Consider the following 946-nt stretch of genomic DNA (forward strand, 5'->3'; position numbering starts at 1 on the left):
AAATCAAAAAAAAACAAAAATAAACCTAATCCAATATAAAAATAAATATATCACTATACAAAAACTACATAAAAAAAAAAATTTAACCATCCATTTACTTTATAAAATCACAAAAATTACACAATCTACCTACTATAAATAATTTAATCATACCCCTTCTTCCCAAAAACTAAAAAACAAAAAAATCATCAAAAAAATAAAAACTCTCTATAAAAAAATTAATAATATCTTTAACTATCACCAAATAAACCTTCAAATAAACAAAAAATTTAATAAAAAATTTAATCATAAAAAAATTTATCAATTAATAAAATTAACTAATTTACACTCTATCATCCATATCAAAAAAAAACAATATAAACACTCTACTCCTCAACATATAACAAAAAATCTATTAAACCATAAATTTACAACAAAAAAACAAAATAAAAAATAAATTACAAATATCACAAAATTTAAATATAACCAATCAAAAAAAACCTATTTAAATACAATCCATAATCTTTATAATAAAACCATTATAAATTATATTCTAAATCATTCCAACAATAATCAACTTATATTTAATACACTTAACCAAACTACATCACAATTAACTAAAAAACACCCTCTTATCCATAATAACCATAAATACCAATACACATCTAAAAAATTTAAACAAATAATAAACAACACAAAAATAACACAAAATATATCAAAAATAAAAAAATATATTAATAATAAACCAATAAAATCTTTCTTTAAAACACTAAAATACAAAAAATACTATTTAAATAAATATAAAACATTTAATAAACTTTCATTTACAATAAATAAATACATCCATTTTTATAATCATAAAAAATACCAAAAACAATTAAACAACTTAAACCCTATAAAATACAAAACTAAAACCACTTAAATCCTTTTTATTATTTCCACTATCTACTTAACAAAAAACAATTCA

At 17.4% G+C, this 946-nt stretch carries 1 protein-coding gene; it reads left to right on the plus strand.

All coding sequences use genetic code 11. From position 1 onward, the window contains the following. The first annotated feature begins 727 nt into the window (after nt 1–727). Nucleotides 728–901, plus strand: a complete 174-nt coding sequence (locus A33I_RS21560; RefSeq protein ID WP_420796769.1) for an IS3 family transposase — start codon at nt 728–730, stop codon at nt 899–901. Nucleotides 902–946 lie beyond the last annotated feature (45 nt).

The sequence above is a fragment of the Alkalihalophilus marmarensis DSM 21297 genome (assembly GCF_000474275.2).
In the GTDB taxonomy this organism is placed as follows: domain Bacteria; phylum Bacillota; class Bacilli; order Bacillales; family Bacillaceae_D; genus Alkalihalophilus; species Alkalihalophilus marmarensis.